This window comes from Enterococcus faecium (assembly GCF_029023785.1).
GTDB lineage: Bacteria > Bacillota > Bacilli > Lactobacillales > Enterococcaceae > Enterococcus_B > Enterococcus_B faecium.
The window spans coordinates 381,381-398,606 of sequence record NZ_CP118955.1 but is presented as its reverse complement, the minus strand read 5'-3'; the positions used below and the strand labels follow the sequence as shown (position 1 = coordinate 398,606).

Sequence of the window (17,226 nt, the reverse complement as noted above, 5' to 3'; positions counted from 1 at the left end):
AGTCAATCTCTCCCTACTGTTCCAAGTTTCCAAGAATAGATAGTATTTCTCGATAGAAGGAATCACGGCTTTGATCTCCACGTTTCACTTCTTGATGGATACCGCCATCCTTGATGAATAAAATACGTTGGCAATAACTTGCAGAAAACGGATCATGCGTCACAAGAAGAATCGATACATGATCTTTTGTATTCAATTCGTCCATCGTATCTAAAAGATCCCGGGCACTTTTGGAATCCAGCGCACCTGTAGGCTCATCCCCTAATAGAATCGTTGGTTGTGTGATCAATGCACGTGCGGCGGCGACCCGTTGTTTTTGTCCACCGGAAATCTCAGAAGGATAGCTTTCCAAAATATGAGAGATGGATAAACGTTCTGCAATTTTTTGGACACGTTGCTTGATTTCTTTTGGTCTGACGCCTTGTAAAGAAAGAGGAACAGCGATATTTTCTTGTGCTGTCAAGCTTTCTAATAAATTGAAATCTTGGAAAATAAAGCCAATCTCATTCGCACGAAAATCTGCTAGTTGATTTCCTTTTAATGTGGTCACATCTTTTTGATTGATTCGGATATGCCCATCTGTTGGTTTATCTAATGTGGATAAAATATTCAAAAGTGTCGACTTACCAGAACCAGAAGCGCCCATGATCCCAATAAATTCGCCTTTTTCTACATCGAAGCTGATGCCGCTTAATGCTTGCGTCTTTTTCTCATTGTTTTTTCCGTATACTTTTGTTACATTCTGTACTTCGACTATTTTGTTCATTTCTTTCCCTACCCTTTAATTAGTTTTTCCAGTGCTGTTTTCGGCACGTCTTTTTTTTCGACTTCTTCATACGAAGTGACACCTTTATTTTTGTTCCAGGTGATTTTTAAATATGCTCCTTTACGAAGCGGTCGAGTCAATTGTCCCTTGAAGTCCAGTTCTTTTTCCTTACCCTCTTTCGTATAGCCAGGCAGGATATATCTATAGTTGACTGTTTCTTGTCCAGAGTCTGATTTTGAAACTGTTTTTGTACCATCTGTCGTAATTTGTACATAGTATTCTTCTCCACCCATAACTACGTAATCTGCGATTTTCACCCCTGCAAGTACCACAACGATGAAAACAAGTAGACCGATCAGAAGTTTTTTCACTTTTTCCCCTTCTCTCTTACTTTATATACTGATTATAGAAAAAAGCGAACAATTCTGCCTTCGAATCAACTATCATTCTTCTTTCAATTTTGTCATTTTCTTTAAAACAACTAAAAAAAGAGTTCAAGACAATAATCCGTCCTAAACTCCTTCTTCCTATCTTACAAAAAGTATGTCACTTACGGTCTTTCATGTCGCCTGTATTGATAACAGGTTGCGTTCCTTTGTCTGTAATGATTGAGACAAGTAAATTATTGATCAATTGGACTTTCCGATCATCGGTGAAATTGATTTCTTGTCCATCTTCGATTTGCTCTAAGGCCATTTGAGTGATTGTGACAGCTCCTTCAACAATGGTTTGTCGAGCAGACAAAATGGCTTTTGCTTGTTGACGTTGGAGCATGGCACTAGCGATTTCTGTTGCATAGGCTAAATGGTTCAAGCGTGTTTCGATTACTTCGACACCTGCTACTGCTAAACGCTCTTGCAGCTCTTTTTGCAACTCGTCAGACACTGCCGTCGTGTTTCCTCGAAGCGTCAAATCATTCTCATTGAATGTATCATACGGGTATTGGCTAGCGATATGCCGAATGGCTGTCTCACTTTGGATTTCTACAAAATCTTGATAATACGCTACATCGAATAATGCCTTTGCTGTATCAACGACTTTAAAGACTACTACTGCTGAGATTTCGATGGGGTTTCCATCCAAATCATTGACTTTTAAAACAGAACTATTGAAATTCCGAACTTTCAACGAAACAGTCATTTTTTGTGCCAAAGGTATCGTAAGGAAAAAGCCATTTTCTCGAATCGTACCTAAATATTGTCCAAAAAACAAAATTACTTTTGCTTGATTAGGACTGACTACAGTTGCCGAACTTAACAACAATAACGTGATCAACCAAAGAAAAATACTTAAAAAAAGTGCCCAAACTTTCGCTTGCCACATACCTAAATAGAAGAAAAACAATCCAACTAAAGCTAATACGACCAATCCGACAATCCCTGCATAACCATTGATATAAAATGCTCTTTTTTCTCTCATGCTACTTCCTGCGCTCCTTTATCCTTCAATAAATATCTAATGTTACTTTTTTAATTTTTTTTTCGAATACGCGCCATTACACCTTCTAGTTCTAACTCTTTGTCTTCAGTGATGTACCAACCGCTTGCCTGTGTCCCTCCGGCTGCCTGCGGTAAATAATCCAATTTTGTTCGAACCCAGTGCTTTTCTTCTGTAAAATAGTCTTCTACCAAGACCTCTAGATCCATCCCTGCTGAAAGAGGCAAATCTTCCCGAACAGATTTAAAGATAAATCGTTCCTTCTTCCCATCATACTTCAATATTCCTGTATCGATAATCGGTAAAGAATAATAATCCAGCTCTTTCTTCACCGTCAATAAATGTTTGAAAACTTCATGGTACACTTGCTCTAATTGGCGACCTTCTGAATTGTTCGGGTAATTAACCATCACTTTTTCTTTGTCTGGATCATAGAAGGTTTGGCTTAGTTGAGTGATATAAGTATGTAATCTTTCCATTTCTGTTTTTAACTTTTCTCTTTGACCTTCTTCTACCTTCATATACTCTTTCACCCTGTTTTCTTTTTAGATATTTTCTTTCTTATTTTACTATAGTTATGTGCGTTAAGCGATGAAAAACAGCAAAGATTGGAAGGATCTTTGCTGTTTTTTCTTAAAATATCCAGTTGAGTACAGGATCAATCTGTTTCATTGTCCTCTTGATCCGTCGTAATATTGATCGATGTGTCTTTAGCAGTGATCTTTAGCTTTTTCTGTCCTTGTTCTAACAAAGTATTTGTTATTGGCTGGTAGTCTTTTTCAATATAAGATTCACCAGACGTTTGGATAGTATAGCCACTGTTTTCCATCTCATGCAAAGATAAATTGCCACCGTTTAGGATGACTTTTCCTTCTTTGCTGATCAAACTGTCTTCTAGATGGAAGTTGCTGTTTTCACCTGTGACGATCAAGTTATCCACATTGGCCTCATCTAATCGAAGTGAGCCTAATTCATCTTTCGCAGTTATTGTTCCTCCTGTAAATTCATTGAACGATACCCAGCCATCATGTGTCTTAGTATTCACTTTTTTGATTGATACTTCGTTGATATCAATTGCACTATTATTCCCTTCGATTGTCAATTCAGATAATTCATGATCTGCAGGGACAACAATAGTGATTTGTGCACTTGTGTCTTCTAAACTAATGATTGCACCTGTTGATTTTTTGACTGCATTCACAGTCAACACGCCATTTTTCTCCTTTATTTCTGGCTTTTCTGTCTTATCATAAGTCGTTTTTATCTCAAAATCCAATCCGCGTATGACCGAAACTGTTTGATTTTCTGCATGGATGACGATTTTGTTTGCATCCTTGATTTTTTTTGTCTCAGTAACCATATCGATCAACCGAGGACCATTATCCCAAGTCAGACTCTTTTGAGCGCCTAATGTATAAGTTGCACCTGCTAGGAGGCCACCAGTAAGCATCAGACCAATACCGGTAATCAAAAAATGTTTCAATCTCAATTTATGTGTCCTCCTTCAAACGCCCGCTGAATGCAGATCTCTTTTTGTAATAAAACGTCGTCCCATCCATTTAACAAAGTTCATCATGACATAAAAAAGCCCTTTTGTTCCTTTCAGCAACAGTGGCGAAATAAATACTGCGCTTCCTGTGGCGAACAGACCGACACCGATAAAGAATAATCCACTCAGAATCGATTGTCCAAACACACTGATTCCTGAGATGATCATGAATAGGCCAACACCTAAGATACTGATACATAAAACATAGATACTAAAAATGAGCGCTAGTAAAGCAACCAATAGTCCCCCAATAACCAATATAAACCCCAGTGCTAGTGGAATGAGGACAGGAGAAGCAAATAAACCGATAATGATTAACCAAATCAGGCGAATTTGTCTTTTTGGATTTTTCACTAACTCGTTTTCTGCTTGTTCTTCTTCTGAAAAGTAACTGATTTTTAATTTTAAGGCAAACTGCTTTGGTGTACCATATTCATCAATGATCTGATCTAATGTTTTTCCAGAATCTAAAAAATATTCCTCATAATACTGGATCAAATCAAAACGATCGTCTTCAGGAATTTCTTGAAGATGATCCACAACTTCATTCAAATATTCATTCATTTGTGCTCTCCTCCAATAACCGGTCTAAAGAATCTCGAAAAACAATCCATTCATCAATAATTTCTTCTAAATGACGACTTCCCATTGGTGTCAACGAGTAATATCGACGGTTTCTGCCTTCAAAAGGTTCATCATAGGTCTCAAGATATCCTTCTTTTTTCAATCTTCTCAAAACCGGATATAGTGTAGATTCACTGACAGAGAGACTTTCTTGTACGATTTTTGTTAAGGCATACCCATACATATCTTCCTTGCTTAATGCTGCTAGCACAGTACCATCAAGAAGAACAGTTGGAATCTGGATGTGCATTACGTCACCTTCTATTCTCAAGTGTAATATTTTATTTCAATCTATATTATACAACATATAATATAGTTTCAAAATCAGTTTGTCAAATACAAAAAAACTGACTAAAAGATTTGATCCTTTTTAGTCAGCAAAAAATGGCTTCTCTTTGATTTTTATTATAACAGTGGCATAATCCAATTTGTCCACATCCAGCTCAGTGGCATGATAACGATCATTGCAGGTATCATGTCAGCTACTGGGAACATTTTCACGTTGATCATTCTAAAACCGGTAGCGACCATCAAGAATCCGCCGCAAGCTTTAAAATCTAAGATCATGTCTGGTGTAGTCAATGGATAAATAAATTTTGCCAATAAGAACAAAATATAAAAAATAATGAATTGGGGAATTGCTATCACAGAAACGACATACCCTAAATTACACGCAAAAATAGCTGCTGTGAAAAAATCAAGGACAGATTTAGAAATCAAAATCGTACTGTCTCCTGTCATCCCAGAATCTAAACTTCCATAGATCCCCGTACCACTTGCACAAAATAGAACAATGACCGTCACTAATGTGCTGATAAATTCATCGTGGGTCATACCAAGCTTTTCACTAGGGAAGATTTTAGAAATAGGTACTTGCATCAGCGCAGCCCCCTTATTTATCCCATTACCTAAATGAACAATCAGACCAATCGCTGTTCCTATCACTAAAGCAAAAATAACAGCCGGCATATTTTTCATCGGCGCAATGGAATAGATTCCCATCCCCATCGAACACACACCAAAAACCATCGTCAGCTGTGCTTTAAAATGTTCACTTAATTTATTTCCTACTAATCCGCCAATTAGTCCGCCAAGCAAAACGGAACCTACATTGATCAAAACTCCAGTTGGCATCAAAAAACTCCTCTCTTTTTCTACGAAGCGAAAAAAATCAGAAAAATTTCTGTAATTATTGCTTTCGCTGCAAGAAAGATTGTAACAGACAGAGAAGATTACACCAATTCATTTTTTGTGTTAAAGTATTCTTTATTGGAATAAGTAGGAGGAATATGATGGATATCCATAAATTCGAAGTTTTTCTTGATTTAGCCGAAACAATGAATTTCACCAAAACTGCTGATCGACAATTCACCACCCAAGGAAATATTTCTAAACAGATTCTTTCGTTAGAAACAGAATTAGACGTCAAATTATTCGAACGCGCCCATAGAAAAATCGAATTGACCGAAGCTGGAAGCTTATTGCTCCCATATGTAAAAAATGTCGTAGAACAATACCATGCTATGCAAGAAGTGCTTGAAACCTATACGAAAGACAACAATCTTTCATTAAATATCTTAACGATACCGACAATGATCAATTATAAAGGTTTTTCCAAAATCACCGAGTTTTTGAAACGCCATCCTGAATTTACAGTCCAGTTGAAAGAAGTGGAAAGTGTCGAATTAACTTACAATGACGCCAATGAACATAGTGACACGATCCACTTTGCTAGAAGTTTCCAGGCCCCACCAAGTTCGATTGAGTGGTTGCCTACTGAAACAGACGATTTTGTAGCAGTTCTACCTAAAAATCATCCTTTAGCTAGTAAAAAGAAATTGGATCTAAGCGAACTGAAAAAGGAGAACTTTTTGCTCCTTGGCCCCACTACGAACTTGTATCAACCTGTACTAGATCTGTGTCGCGAAGCTGGATTTGAACCAAAAATCTCTTATAAAGGAGCAAGAATCGACTTGATCATCAATATGATTGCAAATGACATGGGGATTGCTATTGTTATGGAAAAAACAGTCAAGAATCTATTAAAAGAAAATACTGTGATTCTCCCTATTTCTCCAACAACAGAGAGTTATCTTGCATTTACTCGTAAAGTCGGTGAGCATTCTTTGGCTTCAGATACATTTTGGGAGTATTTAAATCAAGAAGAAAACTAAGCCCTACATTTTCTGTCCATCTATCCACCCAAAAAAAGAGAGCGACGCATGACTTTCGCTCTCTTTCTTGCATCATGTCCTTGTTTCAATGACACCTCTAACATTTCTCGTAGTTCAATAAGAAAGCAGCGATTTTTATGCCAAAAGAACCGTAAGAACATTTCCCTAATCACAAAAAAACGACTAAAAACCCCTAAAAACCTTCAATAGAATTTTTAGGGGTTTTATTCTTTTTCCTATTGTTTACTTAACCGTATCATTGCTGTCGTTCCTACTCCTTCGATACTGCTATAATCAATACGTCCATCATGCAGTTCTAGAATTTTTTTAACCAGTGAAAGTCCTAGCCCATTCCCAGAAATTTGACGACTTGTATCTCCTTGATAAAATTTTTCAAACATTCGATCTCTGGTCTCTTCATTCATTCCTACACCTGAATCGGTCACTTCCAGTACAATCTCTGTGGCTGTCTCAAATAGTTTGATATGAATCTGTCCATTGATTTGATTGTACTTTATGGCGTTATCCATGATATTCAGCCACACTTGGTACAAAAACTCTTCATTGCCTGTGTAATTTACTGCAGCAAGTTCGATATCCAATTCTAGCTGTTCTTTCTCCCATTTAGGCTGCAAAAAAACGATTACTTCTCTGATTTGTTCATCTAATCGATACTCTTTCTTTTCCAGTTGGATACGCTGGTTTTCCAGTTTGTTCAATTTTAAGATGTTCTCTGTTAATTGTGAAAGCTGCGTGATACTTTCGATAATCCGATATAAAAATATTTGGCGTTCTTCGTCAGAGAGATTTGGGGCTTGTAACAATTGAACATATCCTTGGATTGTTGCTAGTGGTGTTTTGAATTCATGGGATACACTGGACACAAAGTCATTCCTCAGTGTCTCGATACTATTGAGTTCTTGGACCATAACGTTGAAATCTTTATACAGTTGCTGTACTTCTGCTACTTTCTGCTGTTCATCCATTCGAATCGAAAAATCTCCCGTTGCTACCAGACTCATATTTGTCCCTAGCGCACTGATTGGATGCAGGATACGCCGCCCAACAAAAATCGATATTCCTGTACCCACGACCATACTGAACCCCGCAAAGACGAATAACGGGTATAACGTTGGTTTTCCAGCCGATTCAGCAGGCGAGATAGAATGTCGAGACAATAAGAAAATAAAACCGAGAAAACACAGCAGTGTCACTAAGATCGAAATGAAGACAATACTAGCAAAATAGATCCATAATTGTGAAAATAGCTTTTTTTTCATCTTTAAATAACCGCCTTATAGCCTAGTCCCCGTACTGTGATGATTTGAAAATCTTCCGTCTTTTCAAAACGGGTCCTTAAACGTTTGATATGTACATCGATCGTTCGTTCTTCTGTATTCGTATCTAATCCCCAAATATCATCCATCAACTGTTGGCGAGTGAAGATCTTGTTGGGATAAGACAGTAATTTATACAGAAGCAGAAATTCTTTTTGAGGCAGAATCAACGAATGCTGATCTTGTAACACTGTATAAGCATCTAGCTCTAATTTTGTTTGTCCGATTATCAAGCTACTGCTGTAATTGATCTTTGAACGTCGAAGCAATGCTTCCACACGTAGGATCATCTCATTGACATCGATGGGTTTTGTCATATAATCATCTGCTCCTAATTTGAACCCGCGTTTCTTATCCTCAAAATCGGCCTTTGCCGTAATCATTAGAACAGGTGTGTCAAATCTGGTGCTACGTAATGAGTCTAGCAAGTCATAGCCATCCATTTTCGGCATCATGATATCTGTAATGATTAATTCTATACGTGTCGCTTCTAGTTTTTTCAGCGCATCCTCTCCATTCAATGCGGTGATGACTGAAAAGCCCGCTCGTTCCAACACAGAACGGTAAAGCAACTGTAATTGCGGATCATCTTCTACTACTAAAATACGATTCATTGATCTCCCTCTGTTTTTTGAAAAATTTCTAGATTTTTTCTTGTAGTTCATCTTCAGTTAACATTTATTTCGTATACTACGATCATTGTTCTGATATACTTATTAGTATACCGAATATTTCAATACGGGAGAAGGGTGATTATGCTTCAATTAAAAGATATAAAAAAATATTATAAAGTCGGCGAAACCACCACCAAAGCATTGGATGGTGTGTCTGTCGCTTTCAGACAAAAAGAATTCGTAGCGATTTTAGGTCCTAGTGGTTCTGGTAAAACGACTATGCTGAATGTGATTGGTGGACTAGATAATTATGATTCCGGTGATATGGTAATCAACGGAAAGTCTACTAAAGACTTTAAGGACAGTGACTGGGATGCCTACCGAAACAACTCTATCGGTTTCATTTTTCAAAGTTACAACTTGATTGGTCATCTAGGCATTATTGAAAACGTTGAACTTGGGATGACATTAAGTGGTGTTTCTAAAGACGAAAAACGAAAACGGGCAGAAGATGCATTGCACCGAGTCGGCTTGACAGATCATATGCATAAAAAGCCAAATCAGTTATCTGGTGGACAAATGCAGCGAGTGGCCATCGCTCGAGCACTAGCCAATGACCCAGATATCCTTTTGTGCGATGAACCAACCGGAGCGTTAGATACAGAAACAAGTATCCAGATCATGGAATTGATCCAAGAGTTATCGAAAGAAAAATTAGTGATCATGGTCACACATAATCCTGAACTGGCCCATCAATACGCAGATCGGATCATTGAATTTTCTGATGGTAAGATCTTAACAGATTCCCATCCTCACATCGAACGACCAAAAGATGATCAATTTAACTTACGCAGAACAAAGATGAGTTTTTGGACAGCGTTAAAGCTTTCCTTCAACAATATCCGAACAAAAAAAGGACGTACTTTCTTGACCTCCTTTGCTTCCAGTATTGGGATCATCGGAATCGCGATCGTTCTGTCCCTTTCTTCTGGATTCCAAAAACAAATCGATAACACGCAAGCTGAAACGATGGCGAAATTTCCGATTACTATTTCTAAGGTAACGACTAACCAGACTCGTGACGATGCCGGATTGGGTGCAAGCAAAGCGGATTATCCAGACAGCAAAACGATTACTGCAAAAGTCAGCGAAGAAGATAAAGCACAGCACACGAATAAGATTGATCAAACATACGTCGATTACGTAACAGACATCGATCCTAACTTAAGTAATAATATCGGATTTACCCGTACTACAGGAATCAATCTTTTACGTGATGTAAATGGCAAAGTACAGCCTGTCAGCTTCTCGAATCAAAATCCTGATACGGAATCTCTTTCTTTATCTAGTACGATGTCAGCAATGACAGGTGTGGGAGTGTCAAGTTTCCCTACACAGCTTGACACTAGCAAAGAAAACTTTTTAAAAGACAATTATTCTTTACTTGCCGGAAGTTATCCAGCCTCAGCAACAGATGTCGTGCTGATCGTAGACGGCAATAATAATACTAATATCAACGCATTGAAGAATCTTGGATTTGATGTGAAAGAAGACGAAAAACTTGATTTTGATGATATCGTTGGTACAACATTCAAATTAGTAAACAACAATACTTACTATACAAAACTTCCAACTGGGAATTTTATCCCTAATACAGATTATGATGCGATGTATCAGAATGCTTCTGATGAATTGAAGATCTCGGGGATCCTACGCGTGAAATCTTCTTCTACAATGAATCTCTTATCTCCAGGAATCGCTTATAGCGATCAATTAACGACTCAAATCGTCAACGAAAACAAAGAATCAGAAATCGTCAAAGCTCAAAGAGACAGTGGTGTAAATGTCTTAACTACTGAAAAAGTTGACGAAAATGCCAAACAAACATTGCTTAGTTATTTAGGTGGAGACAGCTTGCCTTCAAGTATCATGATTTATCCGAACAATTTTGAAGACAAAGAAAAGATCTTGGATTATCTAGATGATTACAATAAAGGCAAATCAGATGAAGATAAAATCATTTATACTGATTTAGCTGGAACGATGACTGAACTGACTGGCGGATTGATGGATGCTATCACTTATGTCCTTATTGCTTTTGCAGGGATCTCTTTAGTAACAAGTATGATCATGATCAGTATCATTACTTATACATCTGTGATTGAACGGACAAAAGAAATCGGTGTACTAAAAGCTTTAGGTGCACGTAAAAAAGACATCACTCGCGTATTTGACGCAGAAACGTGTATTTTAGGTATTTCTTCTGGGATATTAGGTGTGTTTATTGCATGGCTAGCTACGTTCCCTATCAATAGCATCTTATACAACATGACGGATCTAAAAAATGTTGCTCAACTAAATCCTGTCCATGCGATTATTCTAGTGATCGTCTCTACTATATTGACGATGCTTGGCGGTCATCTTCCTGCACGAATGGCAGCGAAAAAAGACGCCGCTATCGCTTTGCGTGCAGAATAAGGTTGTGACAACCACATTTAGATTTGAGTCATAAGAGCGCTGAAATAGTAGAAAACAGCAAGAAACGAGGAAGTAATATGTTCCTTGTTTCGCGCTGTTTTTTTTAATTATTTTTTATAATTCTGGTATACTTTTCTTTCCTTTGTACCACAACTCTTCTGGCGTATACCTGTCTTTTCCATTTATGAATACTGTTCCATCTGCTTCAATCGTTACTTCAGTCCCAATCCACATATTACGAGAAAGTGCGAGAATATTTTTTCTTTTTCCTCTTCCTTTTTTTCCAAATTGCAAGGCATCGGTTATCTCTTCTGTCCAATGAGATTTCACGTATTTTACTTCTCCGTTTTCAAATGTAACTTTCAAAATATTCGCTATATTTTCCACTTTTACTGCTTTAGGAAATGACTCCTTCATTTTTTTCACTTTCCTTCCTCCAACACTAAGTATGCGCTTTCTTTTAGTGATAAGTATATCATAGTTTATTCTATTATCAAAAAAACGCATCCATTCCATTGTAGAATACTTTACCGAACAAGTTGAATTGTTTTCCTCTTTTTCACCTTTTACTATAGATAGGTAAAGACAACTAAGGAGGAATCTCTCATGACAGATCAACCGTATGATTTAAGAAAAGTCATCGAAGAACTAAAAACACTTCCAGGTCAATATCACGAAACAGATATTGAAATCGATCCTGAAGCAGAATTATCTGGTGTTTACCGTTATATCGGTGCTGGCGGTACAGTAAAACGTCCGACTCAAGAAGGACCAGCTATGACTTTCAACAATATCAAAGGTTTCCCCGGCACACGTGTGAACATCGGAACAATGGCTAGTCGTAAACGTGTAGGTGAAATTTTGCACCATGATTATCGAACACTTGGTCGTTTCTTGAAAGACGCTGTAGAAAATCCAATCAAACCTGTGAAAGTAGACAAAGCAGACGCTCCAGCACAAGAAGTCGTTCATCTAGCTACCGATGCAGACTTCGATATTCGCAACATTTTGCCTGCACCTACAAATACTCCTGAAGATGCTGGTCCATACATCACAATGGGTGTAGTCTTAGGATCAGATCCAGAAAAAACAATGAGCGATGTAACGATCCATCGTATGGTTCTAGAAGATAAAGATACGATCGGTATGTACATCATGCCTGGCGGACGCCACATTGGTCACTTCCAAAAACAATTCGAAGCCTTGAATAAACCAATGCCTATCACTATCAATATTGGTTTAGATCCAGCAATTGCCATTGGCACGACTTTCGAACCACCTACCACTCCACTTGGCTACAATGAACTATGGTGTGCAGGAGCTTTGCGTAACGAACCTATTCAAATCGTTGATGGTATAGCAGTCGATGAAGTGGGTATTGCTCGTGCTGAATTCATCATTGAAGCAGAAATCATGCCAAATGAAACAATGCAAGAAGATATCAACACGAACTCAGGAAAAGCAATGCCAGAATTTCCTGGCTATACTGGGGATGCTAATCCAGCTGTACAAGTAGTGAAAGTCAAAGCAGTTACTCACCGAAAAGACAATCCAATCATGCAAACAACGATTGGTCCCAGTGAAGAACACGTATCTATGGCCGGTATTCCTACAGAAGCAAGTATTCTTGCCTTGGTCGATAAAGCTATTCCAGGAAAAGTAGTAAATGTCTACAATCCTTCTGCAGGTGGTGGTAAATTGATGACCATCATGCAAATCCGTAAAGAAAACGAAGCGGATGAAGGTATTCAGCGTCAAGCAGCTATTCTTGCTTTATCAGCCTTCAAAGAATTGAAGACAGTCATTTTAGTCGATGAAGATGTTGATATTTTCGACATGAACGATGTAGTTTGGACTTTCAACACTCGTTTCCAAGGAGATAAAGATATCATCGTGATCCCAGGAATGAGGAACCATCCATTGGACCCATCAGAATTACCAGAATATAATCCTGGCTCTATTCGTTTCCGTGGGATGAGTGCAAAAACTATCTTTGACGGTACAGTTCCTTTCGATATGAAAGAACATTTTGTACGTGCAAAATTCCAAGAAGTAGAAGATTGGGAAAAATATTTGAAATAATGAATGATCTGCAACTGTTTTGACATCATAAAAAGGAGTGCGGAAAATGGAACAATTGGCACAACGGAAGAAAAAAATCGTGATTGGTGTAAGTGGCGCTTCAGGCACCATTTATGCCATCAACCTAGTGAAGAAACTAAAAGAATATCCGATGATAGAAACACACGGAATCATCAGTCCATGGGCAAAACAGAACTTAAAGCTGGAATCCGACTTATCACTAACTGAATTCGAAAGCCTGTTTGATTACCATTATTCAAACAAAGATTTAGGTGCTGCTGTCGCCAGCGGATCATTTTTGACCGATGGAATGATCATCGTACCGGCAAGTATGAAAACAGTCGCAGGTATCTCTGTTGGTTTAGGCGACAACCTGATTGCACGTGCTGCTGATGTAACAATGAAGGAGCAACGAAAGTTAGTCATTGTTCCTCGTGAAACGCCATTAAATGCCATTCACTTGGAAAACTTGACTAAATTAGCACGACTAGGTGTGCAAATCATACCACCAATTCCTGCTTTTTATAATCAGCCTCAAACGATCCAAGATCTTGTTAATCACCATACAATGAAACTTTTGGATCAATTTGGAATTGTAAATGAGCATTCAAAACGTTGGCAGGGTGATTAATATGGAAAAAGAAACGATAGTTGAAGTAACCAAACTAGGTTTCACGATCCAAGCTGCTGTTAAAGTAATCGGTAAAGACTTATTGATCACTTTAACAGGCGGAGATACACCACATATCGGAACAGTCACTACATTTTCTCGTGATACAGAGATGCAAACTGTACGTTTCCCTAGCCACGATGGTCGGTTCCATAAAGACGATGTCTTAGCCGAAAAAATAGCTGTGATCATCAAAACTGCCGTTCCGGGAAGTTGTACGATCACTTCCGGTATCCATGTTGACCATATCTCCAATGCACAAATCAACGCCTCTTTTCCGATGTCAGAAGAGTTAGGTTACAAGATTTTAGATTGGTTGGAAAAAATAGATTTCCATATCAAAGAACCAGTTTATTATAAAGATGGTGAAAAACCATTATGAAAGAAGAGGTTGTGAAATCAGCGTTATGACCTGAGTATGAGAGAAAAAAATGGAAAAATAGCTTCTCATATTTTGCCGTTTTTGAGCTAATACCGAGGGACAGCTGATTGAACGCCGTTTATCAAGAGGTTGTGATAAAGCCGCTTCGTTTCGAGTAGTAAGAAAAATTTTGTAAACATGGGTTTCCACATTTTTGCATAAATTTGACTTACTACCGAGAAACTGGCTTTTGAACACCGTTTATCAAGAGGTTGTGACACGTCTTTTGTCACAACCTCTTTTATTTTTGCTTCACTGTAACTGCTACAATATCACCGATTTCTTTTCCGATGTTTTTACGAATATCTTTTCGTAGTCCAAGGATGTAGCAGACTGAACCATCTGGATTTTTCACGCCCATATTCACGATACTGCCTTCATACGGCACATTGTCAAAAGTTGCTTGGACTTTAACTCTTCCAGCACCGAATTCTTTTCTTATATCATACGGAAAAATAATATATGCCCCGCCCTTGTCGACTTCGGAAGCATAGATTTTTGATTCAAAAGAATAAATTTCCCTCATTTTATTTCTCCTATTTTTTACATCTAGTATAGCATAGCAAAAAAAAGAAGGAACTGTGACAAAAGTCTTGTCGCAGTTCCTTTTTTCGAATAAACGGTGTTCTCCTGCCAACTCCTCGGTCACAAGTCACAATAGTCAACAAACATGAGAAGCTGTTTTTTGAAATTGCTCCTTGTGACTCAGAGTTAAACGGCAGGCTCACAACCTCTTCCTTAAACGGTGTTCAAAAGCTTGCATCTACGGCACTAAGCCCAATCAGATGAAAAATATGGAGTGCTATTTTTATCTGATTGTTCTTACTGCTTGATGCAGAGCAGCTTTTTCACAACCTCCTACATGGTGTTCAAAATATTATTCGCCTTTTGCTTCTTTCACTAATTTTGCGAATGCTTGTTGTTGGAATTCAGCAGCTAAGGCTTTCGTACGTTGTTCTTGCTCTGCTTTGCTCATTTTTGGATTTTCAGTCATTGCTTTTACCATACCGTCTTGAACATAAGCTTTTGCTTCACTTTCCATCGTACTTTGCTGTTTCTTCACTAATTCAGCTAACTTGGCTGCTTGGTCCGTACTTAATTCTACCCATGTCTCTGGGATTTTGAATGTATTCACTCGGCTGTCATATTCGTGATTGTTATCAGCAATATTGAACCAGAATTTATACATGTCGTTTTTGTATTCCCAATAAGTAGTTTTCGTCACTTTTTCAGCATCGCCGTCTGTCTTTTCTACTTTATTTGTTTCGTTATCCGTACCAGTTGCTTTTGGTTTTTCTTGTTTTTCATTTGTTCGGTAAAGATACACTTTTTCTTTTCCATTCCCTAAAGCTTTATACAAAAGCATATCTGCTCCTTGGGAATCAGCACTGGAAACAATTTTTTCTGTTTTTGTTTCCGTTACTTTTTCCATTCCAAAGTGATTGGACAAATTAGCGACGATCAAACTTAGTGAAGCGACGAAGATTAGTCCGAAAATCAAAGATAAAAAGGTTTGCCATGTTTTTTTAGCGAACACGTTCGTTAAAGCAAAAGCAAGCAAGCTGACAATCAAAACTCCAATAATCATGCATTATCCCCCGCTTTCATTAGAACAGGTTCTTTTTTCTTCAATAAAAAGGCAATAATAAAGCCAAGAATCCCAAAGATGATCGCTACGATAAACGCGGCATGGTAACCTGACAGTGTGGCATTGATTGCCTGATCTTTATAAGCTAATGGCGTATTATCCAATACAGATTTGCTTGGGATATTTGCTTTTGTCACATTCGTCAACACACTGATCAAAATAGCTGTACCAATCGAGCTTGCGATTTGACGGAATGTATTATTTACCGCTGTCCCATGACTGATCAAGTTATTTGGCAATGCATTCATACCAGAAGTCGTTACCGGCATCATGACCATGGAGATCCCAAACATACGGATCGCATAAAGGATCACGATATATAAAACTGGAGTCGTTTTTGTCAAGAAAGCAAATGGTGCAGTTGCCGCTGTCAAAATGAACATCCCTGTGATGGCTAAACGTTTCGCGCCGTATTTATCGAAAATCGCACCCGTCACAGGCATCATAGCCCCCATGATCAATGCACCCGGCAACAACATCAAGCCAGAATGGAATGCTGATTCTCCACGAATATTTTGAATATACAATGGTACGACCATTTCTGCCCCTACCATCGCCATATTTGTTACACCAGCTAAAACAGCTGCAATCGTGAATGTAGATGATTTGAATACACGAAGTTCCAAGAATGGATGTTCCAAATGTAATTGACGCCATGAGAACAAGGCGATGAAAATCACACCAACAACTAAGAAACCAATTACTTTCAAGCTTCCCCAGCCGTCATCTCCTACACTAGAAAATCCGTAAAGTAAACTACCGAATCCAATCGTTGATAAAATAGCGGATAAAATATCAATGCTAGGATTTGACAATGGAATAACACTTTTCATTAGGAAGAATGCTAAAACCAAGACAAGAACAACGATTGGCAGTACCATACCAAACAAGTCACGCCAATGGTAGTTATCAATGATATAACCAGATAATGTAGGGCCTAAAGCAGGAGCAAGTCCAATAACGATCCCTGACATCCCCATTGCTGATCCTCTTTTTTCTGGCGGGAAAATAGATAGCATGATATTTTGCAATAATGGCATCGATACTCCCACACCGCAAGCTTGGATCAAGCGACCGATTAGTAATGTACTAAAATTAGGTGCTGTAAAGCAAGTAATCGTTCCGATCAAAAAGATCGTCATGGCAGAAAGATATAAATTTCTTGAACTGAATTTATTGATCAGCCATGCTGTTATTGGGATCATGATCCCGTTGACTAGCAAGAAACCAGTCGTTAACCATTGCACATCAGACGCTGAAATATCGAAAGCTTTCATCAATGTAGGAAAAGCTGTCGTCAATAAGGTCTGATTCAAAACGGTACAAAATGTACCAATTAATAAGACAACAACTAAAAGTGTCCGATTATATGGTTTTCCGTAAATATCTACGGGTTGGTTGTTACTCATATTTCTCCTTCTTTCTG

Annotated in this window: 19 protein-coding genes; 5 read left to right on the top strand and 14 right to left on the bottom strand. The window is 38.2% G+C overall.

Features of this window, described 5'->3' with window-relative positions; all coding sequences use genetic code 11:
• Nucleotides 1-13 precede the first annotated feature (13 nt).
• From PYW34_RS01905 to PYW34_RS01870, 8 genes are all read right to left on the bottom strand, one after another.
• Entirely contained in the window at nucleotides 14-766 is a 753-nt protein-coding gene (locus PYW34_RS01905; RefSeq protein ID WP_002286304.1) for an ABC transporter ATP-binding protein, read from the bottom strand.
• Between the two features lie 8 nt (nucleotides 767-774).
• Nucleotides 775-1,137, bottom strand: a complete 363-nt coding sequence (locus tag PYW34_RS01900; protein WP_002286306.1) for a YxeA family protein — start codon at nucleotides 1,135-1,137, stop codon at nucleotides 775-777.
• 175 nt (nucleotides 1,138-1,312) lie between these two features.
• Nucleotides 1,313-2,185, bottom strand: coding sequence for an SPFH domain-containing protein (locus PYW34_RS01895; protein ID WP_002286307.1), 873 nt, complete (start codon nucleotides 2,183-2,185; stop codon nucleotides 1,313-1,315).
• A 50-nt stretch (nucleotides 2,186-2,235) separates the two neighbouring features.
• On the bottom strand, nucleotides 2,236-2,724 hold the full coding sequence (locus tag PYW34_RS01890; protein WP_002286309.1) for a DUF5348 domain-containing protein: 489 nt from the start codon (nucleotides 2,722-2,724) through the stop codon (nucleotides 2,236-2,238).
• A 137-nt stretch (nucleotides 2,725-2,861) separates the two neighbouring features.
• Nucleotides 2,862-3,653, bottom strand: a complete 792-nt coding sequence (locus PYW34_RS01885; RefSeq protein ID WP_002322196.1) for a DUF4097 family beta strand repeat-containing protein — start codon at nucleotides 3,651-3,653, stop codon at nucleotides 2,862-2,864.
• A gap of 54 nt (nucleotides 3,654-3,707) precedes the next feature.
• On the bottom strand, nucleotides 3,708-4,316 hold the full coding sequence (locus tag PYW34_RS01880; protein ID WP_002286313.1) for a DUF1700 domain-containing protein: 609 nt from the start codon (nucleotides 4,314-4,316) through the stop codon (nucleotides 3,708-3,710).
• Nucleotides 4,309-4,626 carry a PadR family transcriptional regulator gene (locus PYW34_RS01875; RefSeq protein WP_002286315.1) on the bottom strand — a complete coding sequence of 106 codons (318 nt, stop codon included), beginning with the start codon at nucleotides 4,624-4,626 and terminating at the stop codon, nucleotides 4,309-4,311. The genes PYW34_RS01880 and PYW34_RS01875 overlap by 8 nt, the downstream gene beginning before the upstream one ends.
• A gap of 155 nt (nucleotides 4,627-4,781) precedes the next feature.
• Complete coding sequence (locus PYW34_RS01870; RefSeq protein ID WP_002294613.1) at nucleotides 4,782-5,510, bottom strand: DUF554 domain-containing protein; 729 nt, start codon at nucleotides 5,508-5,510, stop codon at nucleotides 4,782-4,784.
• Between the two features lie 158 nt (nucleotides 5,511-5,668).
• Between PYW34_RS01870 and PYW34_RS01865 the strand changes: the two genes are divergently transcribed.
• Nucleotides 5,669-6,550: a LysR family transcriptional regulator gene (locus tag PYW34_RS01865; protein ID WP_002286319.1), complete on the top strand. Its 882-nt coding sequence runs from the start codon at nucleotides 5,669-5,671 to the stop codon at nucleotides 6,548-6,550.
• Nucleotides 6,551-6,786: 236 nt separating this feature from the next.
• On the opposite strand, the gene PYW34_RS01860 is transcribed toward PYW34_RS01865, so the two are convergent.
• Nucleotides 6,787-7,830, bottom strand: a complete 1,044-nt coding sequence (locus tag PYW34_RS01860) for a HAMP domain-containing sensor histidine kinase (RefSeq protein WP_002294614.1) — start codon at nucleotides 7,828-7,830, stop codon at nucleotides 6,787-6,789.
• A gap of 2 nt (nucleotides 7,831-7,832) precedes the next feature.
• Entirely contained in the window at nucleotides 7,833-8,501 is a 669-nt protein-coding gene (locus PYW34_RS01855) for a response regulator transcription factor (RefSeq protein ID WP_002286323.1), read from the bottom strand.
• Between the two features lie 141 nt (nucleotides 8,502-8,642).
• Here PYW34_RS01855 and PYW34_RS01850 point away from each other — a divergent pair, with 141 nt between their 5' ends.
• Nucleotides 8,643-10,979, top strand: coding sequence for an ATP-binding cassette domain-containing protein (locus PYW34_RS01850; protein ID WP_002323231.1), 2,337 nt, complete (start codon nucleotides 8,643-8,645; stop codon nucleotides 10,977-10,979).
• A gap of 114 nt (nucleotides 10,980-11,093) precedes the next feature.
• On the opposite strand, the gene PYW34_RS01845 is transcribed toward PYW34_RS01850, so the two are convergent.
• Nucleotides 11,094-11,405, bottom strand: coding sequence for a hypothetical protein (locus PYW34_RS01845; protein WP_002333221.1), 312 nt, complete (start codon nucleotides 11,403-11,405; stop codon nucleotides 11,094-11,096).
• Between the two features lie 180 nt (nucleotides 11,406-11,585).
• On the opposite strand from PYW34_RS01845, the gene PYW34_RS01840 reads away from it, so the two are divergent.
• From PYW34_RS01840 to PYW34_RS01830, 3 genes are read left to right on the top strand one after another with little or no spacing between them, the layout of a single operon-like run.
• A complete protein-coding gene (locus PYW34_RS01840) occupies nucleotides 11,586-13,061 on the top strand; it encodes a UbiD family decarboxylase (protein ID WP_002334442.1) in 1,476 nt (491 codons plus the stop codon).
• A 46-nt stretch (nucleotides 13,062-13,107) separates the two neighbouring features.
• Nucleotides 13,108-13,692 carry a UbiX family flavin prenyltransferase gene (locus tag PYW34_RS01835; protein ID WP_002297414.1) on the top strand — a complete coding sequence of 195 codons (585 nt, stop codon included), beginning with the start codon at nucleotides 13,108-13,110 and terminating at the stop codon, nucleotides 13,690-13,692.
• 1 nt (nucleotide 13,693) lies between these two features.
• Nucleotides 13,694-14,113 (top strand): hypothetical protein, encoded by a 420-nt coding sequence (locus tag PYW34_RS01830; RefSeq protein ID WP_002286333.1) that lies wholly within the window; start codon nucleotides 13,694-13,696, stop codon nucleotides 14,111-14,113.
• 280 nt (nucleotides 14,114-14,393) lie between these two features.
• Here PYW34_RS01830 and PYW34_RS01825 read toward each other — a convergent pair whose 3' ends face one another.
• The 3 genes from PYW34_RS01825 to PYW34_RS01815 all read right to left on the bottom strand — a co-directional run bounded on the left by PYW34_RS01825 (nucleotide 14,394) and on the right by PYW34_RS01815 (nucleotide 17,209).
• The gene (locus tag PYW34_RS01825; RefSeq protein ID WP_002294619.1) at nucleotides 14,394-14,678 is read right to left on the bottom strand and encodes a DUF1905 domain-containing protein; all 285 of its coding nucleotides are present in this window, start codon (nucleotides 14,676-14,678) and stop codon (nucleotides 14,394-14,396) included.
• A gap of 351 nt (nucleotides 14,679-15,029) precedes the next feature.
• Complete coding sequence (locus PYW34_RS01820) at nucleotides 15,030-15,740, bottom strand: DUF4811 domain-containing protein (RefSeq protein ID WP_002286342.1); 711 nt, start codon at nucleotides 15,738-15,740, stop codon at nucleotides 15,030-15,032.
• Entirely contained in the window at nucleotides 15,737-17,209 is a 1,473-nt protein-coding gene (locus tag PYW34_RS01815) for an MDR family MFS transporter (RefSeq protein WP_002286343.1), read from the bottom strand. Before PYW34_RS01815 ends, PYW34_RS01820 begins: the two co-directional genes overlap by 4 nt.
• Nucleotides 17,210-17,226: the final 17 nt, after the last annotated feature.

What these genes read in the sequence shown, in the direction of transcription:
- PYW34_RS01885 (WP_002322196.1), bottom strand. Translation starts at nt 3,653, where the DNA reads ATGCTTACTGGTGGCCTCCTAGCAGGTGCAACTTATACATTAGGCGCT.
- PYW34_RS01855 (WP_002286323.1), bottom strand. Translation starts at nt 8,501, where the DNA reads ATGAATCGTATTTTAGTAGTAGAAGATGATCCGCAATTACAGTTGCTT.
- PYW34_RS01850 (WP_002323231.1), top strand. Translation starts at nt 8,643, where the DNA reads ATGCTTCAATTAAAAGATATAAAAAAATATTATAAAGTCGGCGAAACC.
- PYW34_RS01830 (WP_002286333.1), top strand. Translation starts at nt 13,694, where the DNA reads ATGGAAAAAGAAACGATAGTTGAAGTAACCAAACTAGGTTTCACGATC.
- PYW34_RS01905 (WP_002286304.1), bottom strand. Translation starts at nt 766, where the DNA reads ATGAACAAAATAGTCGAAGTACAGAATGTAACAAAAGTATACGGAAAA.
- PYW34_RS01860 (WP_002294614.1), bottom strand. Translation starts at nt 7,830, where the DNA reads ATGAAAAAAAAGCTATTTTCACAATTATGGATCTATTTTGCTAGTATT.
- PYW34_RS01880 (WP_002286313.1), bottom strand. Translation starts at nt 4,316, where the DNA reads ATGAATGAATATTTGAATGAAGTTGTGGATCATCTTCAAGAAATTCCT.
- PYW34_RS01835 (WP_002297414.1), top strand. Translation starts at nt 13,108, where the DNA reads ATGGAACAATTGGCACAACGGAAGAAAAAAATCGTGATTGGTGTAAGT.
- PYW34_RS01820 (WP_002286342.1), bottom strand. Translation starts at nt 15,740, where the DNA reads ATGATTATTGGAGTTTTGATTGTCAGCTTGCTTGCTTTTGCTTTAACG.
- PYW34_RS01840 (WP_002334442.1), top strand. Translation starts at nt 11,586, where the DNA reads ATGACAGATCAACCGTATGATTTAAGAAAAGTCATCGAAGAACTAAAA.
- PYW34_RS01890 (WP_002286309.1), bottom strand. Translation starts at nt 2,724, where the DNA reads ATGAAGGTAGAAGAAGGTCAAAGAGAAAAGTTAAAAACAGAAATGGAA.
- PYW34_RS01875 (WP_002286315.1), bottom strand. Translation starts at nt 4,626, where the DNA reads ATGCACATCCAGATTCCAACTGTTCTTCTTGATGGTACTGTGCTAGCA.
- PYW34_RS01895 (WP_002286307.1), bottom strand. Translation starts at nt 2,185, where the DNA reads ATGAGAGAAAAAAGAGCATTTTATATCAATGGTTATGCAGGGATTGTC.
- PYW34_RS01815 (WP_002286343.1), bottom strand. Translation starts at nt 17,209, where the DNA reads ATGAGTAACAACCAACCCGTAGATATTTACGGAAAACCATATAATCGG.
- PYW34_RS01825 (WP_002294619.1), bottom strand. Translation starts at nt 14,678, where the DNA reads ATGAGGGAAATTTATTCTTTTGAATCAAAAATCTATGCTTCCGAAGTC.
- PYW34_RS01865 (WP_002286319.1), top strand. Translation starts at nt 5,669, where the DNA reads ATGGATATCCATAAATTCGAAGTTTTTCTTGATTTAGCCGAAACAATG.
- PYW34_RS01870 (WP_002294613.1), bottom strand. Translation starts at nt 5,510, where the DNA reads ATGCCAACTGGAGTTTTGATCAATGTAGGTTCCGTTTTGCTTGGCGGA.